The organism is Ruminococcoides bili (assembly GCF_040093295.1).
GTDB classification, from domain to species: Bacteria; Bacillota; Clostridia; order Oscillospirales; family Acutalibacteraceae; genus Ruminococcoides; species Ruminococcoides intestinale_A.
This window is the reverse complement of sequence record NZ_JBBNJY010000075.1, coordinates 1-3,881: the sequence shown is the minus strand read 5'-3', so window position 1 is coordinate 3,881 and position 3,881 is coordinate 1. Positions and strand designations below refer to the sequence as shown.

Annotated in this window: 5 protein-coding genes; all 5 read right to left on the bottom strand. The window is 39.9% G+C overall.

Annotation, left to right across the window (positions count from 1 at the left end; all coding sequences use genetic code 11):
• Positions 1 to 128: 128 nt before the first annotated feature.
• The 5 genes from AAAY30_RS11285 to AAAY30_RS11265 are packed head-to-tail and all read right to left on the bottom strand — an operon-like array spanning position 129 to position 3,658.
• Positions 129 to 731, bottom strand: a complete 603-nt coding sequence (locus tag AAAY30_RS11285; RefSeq protein WP_337401562.1) for a TIGR04100 family radical SAM protein — start codon at positions 729 to 731, stop codon at positions 129 to 131.
• A 26-nt stretch (positions 732 to 757) separates the two neighbouring features.
• A complete protein-coding gene (gene pdxT / locus AAAY30_RS11280) occupies positions 758 to 1,330 on the bottom strand; it encodes a pyridoxal 5'-phosphate synthase glutaminase subunit PdxT (protein ID WP_337781804.1) in 573 nt (190 codons plus the stop codon).
• Between the two features lie 2 nt (positions 1,331 to 1,332).
• Positions 1,333 to 2,205, bottom strand: coding sequence for a pyridoxal 5'-phosphate synthase lyase subunit PdxS (pdxS, locus tag AAAY30_RS11275; RefSeq protein WP_117705433.1), 873 nt, complete (start codon positions 2,203 to 2,205; stop codon positions 1,333 to 1,335).
• A 37-nt stretch (positions 2,206 to 2,242) separates the two neighbouring features.
• Positions 2,243 to 2,797 (bottom strand): ECF transporter S component, encoded by a 555-nt coding sequence (locus tag AAAY30_RS11270; RefSeq protein WP_022234021.1) that lies wholly within the window; start codon positions 2,795 to 2,797, stop codon positions 2,243 to 2,245.
• A gap of 9 nt (positions 2,798 to 2,806) precedes the next feature.
• Positions 2,807 to 3,658 (bottom strand): pyridoxamine kinase, encoded by an 852-nt coding sequence (locus AAAY30_RS11265; protein WP_195411407.1) that lies wholly within the window; start codon positions 3,656 to 3,658, stop codon positions 2,807 to 2,809.
• Positions 3,659 to 3,881: the final 223 nt, after the last annotated feature.

Genomic DNA, 3,881 nt, shown 5'->3' with positions numbered 1-3,881 from the left:
CCGATCTAAAAGGTCGACCAAACTTTTATAATTGCTTTTCCAATTTATTCCGCTAAACCGTAATTTTAAATTTAAACACAACAAAACCGCTCAATGACATAAAAGGTCAATGAGCGGTTTATATTTTTTTAAGCGGAATATTTTCTTATTCTAAGGTAAATTCCCATATCGTCAGCAATCTTCTGACAAGCCTTTATATCTTCCTGTGGAATAGTATCGACTATTGAGAATTGAGTGTGACCAAAGTATTTTTTTGCGTCTGTCGCAAATTTCAGCATTGATTCATATGCATTTTCAAATACAGGTCTGCACACCTCGTCATATTTTTCTGACGAACAGGTGTTAAGACTGATTGATACAGAGTCAATGTATTTTGACAAAAGCTCTGCAACAGGCTTTTTGTTTATAACATCACCAAGACCGTTTGTATTGAGTCTGAGCTTAATATCCGGGTGCTTTTCTCTGACATACTGCGCAGTAGCAATAAGATTATCGAGAGCATTGGTAGGCTCGCCGTAACCGCAGAACACAAGTTCTTTAAAGCCTGTAAAATCAAAATCATCTACAGCTTTTTTGATTTCTTCAATGCTCGGATCGTGCTTATGCCACAGTGTATCTGCATTACCGATTGCATCGGTATTATTGCGAATACAAAAAGTGCATCTGCACGGGCATTTGTTAGTCAGATTAGCATAAATTGATGTTTTATAAACATAAAGTATGTCAGCCATTTATTTTCTTCTCCCTTATAAATACATTATATGTCACCGTTAATCATTTTTATAAAATAATTATGTACGGTTAAATCATTATTTAATTCAGGGTGAAAAGCAGTTACCAACTGTTTCCCCTGCCTTGCCGCTACTGTTTTTCCGTCAACTTGAGCAAGAACTTCTACACCGTAGCCAACTCGGCTTATATACGGAGCTCGTATAAAAGTCATAGGAATTTTTCCTTCGTTCGCAAAGCTGTCTTCGGCATAAAAACTTCCGAGCTGTCTGCCATAGGCATTTCTTACGGCCTCAATATTCATAGAGCAAAAATACTTTCTTGTATCATTCTCTATGCTGTCGGCCAAAAGCAATAAGCCTGCACAAGTGCCAAAAGTCGGCAGTCCGTCATTGATCAACTTTTTAATCGGCTCAAAAATCCCGAGTTCAAAAAGTAATTTTCCGATAACGGTGCTTTCGCCGCCCGGAATTATAAGACCGTCAAACGGCTTTTTCAAATCATCTAAACAACGAATTTCAAAAGAGGACACACCGAGTTTTGCAAGCATTTGTTCGTGCTCGATAAAAGCTCCCTGCAAAGCAAGTACACCTATCTGCATAATTATTTGCCTCTTTCAGCCATAAGGATTTCAATTTCCTGCTCGTTAATTCCTACCATAGCTTCGCCTAAATCTTCTGAAAGTTCAGCAAGCATTTTAGCGTCATTAAAGTTTGTAACAGCTTTAACAATAGCAGACGCTCTTTTTTCGGGATTACCCGACTTAAAGATACCCGAGCCGACAAATACACCCTCTGCGCCGAGCTGCATCATAAGCGCAGCATCAGCAGGAGTAGCAACACCGCCGGCAGCAAAATTAACAACAGGCAATTTCTTATTCTCGTGAACATACAAAACCAAATCATACGGAACCTGTAACTGCTTTGCAACTTCAAAGAGTTCATCTTTTGCCATAGATGCGATTCTGCGAATTTCAGACTGCATCATTCTCATATGACGAACAGCCTGCACAACATCGCCTGTACCAGGCTCGCCCTTTGTACGAATCATAGATGCGCCCTCGTTGATTCTTCTTAATGCCTCGCCTAAATCTTTGGCGCCGCATACAAAAGGTACATCAAAAGCGGTTTTATCAATGTGATACTTATCATCTGCAGGAGATAAAACTTCGCTTTCGTCAATGTAGTCAATCTCAATTGCCTGTAAAATCTGTGCTTCTGCAAAATGACCGATACGGCACTTTGCCATTACAGGAATAGAAACTGCGTTCTGAATACCTTTAATCATCTTAGGGTCGCTCATACGAGAAACTCCGCCTGCCGCACGAATATCAGCAGGAATTCTCTCTAATGCCATAACTGCGCACGCACCCGCAGCCTCGGCAATCTTAGCCTGTTCGGGAGTTGTTACATCCATAATAACTCCGCCCTTGAGCATCTGCGCAAGGTTTTTATTTAATTCAAATCTGTTTTCCATTTATTATACTCCAAATTTCAAAAATAAGCAAATATGCTTATTTTAAAGCAAGTTTTTTCTTAAAATCAATTCTGTCAAGGGCAAAACCAAGAACTATAAAGATTAATGCGCCCATACCCGGCTGTAACCACCAAGTAGCAAGCTCTGCAACTGCGCCTTCAAAGCCATACATAAGACCGTTCGCAATGAAGTAACCGCCGACTGTAACCATAGTAGTCGGAATAAGCATTAAAAGTGATGACCAGTTAATAATCTTGTTGTCCTTGCCGTGTTTTTTCATAGCCATTCTGCAAAGAACAAACGGAACAGCATTAAAAGCCTTGATGATAGCAGTAGGAATTGCCCACTGCGGATAACCGGAAATCAAGTCTGCAAGCGCACCGCCGATTGATGAGGCAATGATACCGTAAGGACCGGGCAAAATGCTTGCGGCAAGATAAATCATTGAGTCGCCTGCGTGTGAATATCCGAACATTGACGGAATTTTAATAAACGCAGTTGTAACTGTTACCAAAGCCGCACACATTGCTGTAATTGCAATGAGCTTTACATTAATTTTTGACTTAGATTTTGAAATTGTATTTGATTCCATAGTTATCCCTCACAAAAGTATTTTTAAGTGTTTTTCAAACTCAATGCCCTCATTGCGGTCAATACCCAACGCTACGGTATCACGCAAAGAAGTTTCTATGAATTTTACTGCCAGACTAACGGTATCTCTCAAAGTGTCGCCTCTTAAAAGTCCGGAAAACATTACCGAGGCAAACAAATCTCCCGTACCCGAATAGCTGCCGCCTATTTTTTTACAGCTTACACTAAACACCTCATCTTTGGATGCAATAAGATTTTGCACATACATTGTACCGTCAATATCTTTGTGATCAATGCCCGTAATTATTACGATTTTTACGCCATAACGATTAAGCAAATTCTTGCCAAGCTCTGCGATTTTGTCCATAAAATCGGGCTTGTCGGCATTTTTTATAAATTCGCAGTAATCAACATCGCAAAGAATACAGCACTCTGTAAGATTCGGTGTAATAACATCGGCAACCGTCACCAATTTTTTCATTTTACAGGCAAGAGCGTCTGTAAAAAGGCTGTAGGTTCTGCCGCCGTCACCCATAACAGGGTCCACAAGTACAAGCGTGTTCTCTGTTTCAAAGCTGTTTATGAAATCAAGAATTTTATCAACCTGTTTTTCGCTTGATAAAAAGCCTGTGTAAATGCCGTCGGGCTGAAAACCGAGTTTTTTCCATTCCGATGTGTAGTAATCGAGCTTGTCGGTGCAGTCGTTGCAGTAAAAACTCTTAAAGCCGGTCTGGCTTGTAAGCACCGCAGTCGGCATAGGGCAAGCCTGAATACCCATTACGGAAAGCACGGGTATAGCCGCAGTAAGCGAGCATTTTCCAAGACCTGAAAGGTCATTTATTAAAACAGCTTTTTTTGTCATTAAATCACGCCTCAAATTTCTGAACAGTTCAACATTTATCTTGTGATGTTCCCATTATACAACAATAGTGTCACTATTAAAATAGACAATTTTCGTAAATTTTATAAGGACAGTTTATAAAATATAAAAAATCCGTCTGCTTTTTTATGTGGTGACCCCCAAAAGTTAGATTTGAAAGCGTAGTGGCTTTTAGCTGCTACGCTTTTGTTATGCAACTAAGGCA

What these genes read in the sequence shown, in the direction of transcription:
- AAAY30_RS11285 (WP_337401562.1), bottom strand. Translation starts at nt 731, where the DNA reads ATGGCTGACATACTTTATGTTTATAAAACATCAATTTATGCTAATCTG.
- pdxT (WP_337781804.1), bottom strand. Translation starts at nt 1,330, where the DNA reads ATGCAGATAGGTGTACTTGCTTTGCAGGGAGCTTTTATCGAGCACGAA.
- pdxS (WP_117705433.1), bottom strand. Translation starts at nt 2,205, where the DNA reads ATGGAAAACAGATTTGAATTAAATAAAAACCTTGCGCAGATGCTCAAG.
- AAAY30_RS11270 (WP_022234021.1), bottom strand. Translation starts at nt 2,797, where the DNA reads ATGGAATCAAATACAATTTCAAAATCTAAGTCAAAAATTAATGTAAAG.
- AAAY30_RS11265 (WP_195411407.1), bottom strand. Translation starts at nt 3,658, where the DNA reads ATGACAAAAAAAGCTGTTTTAATAAATGACCTTTCAGGTCTTGGAAAA.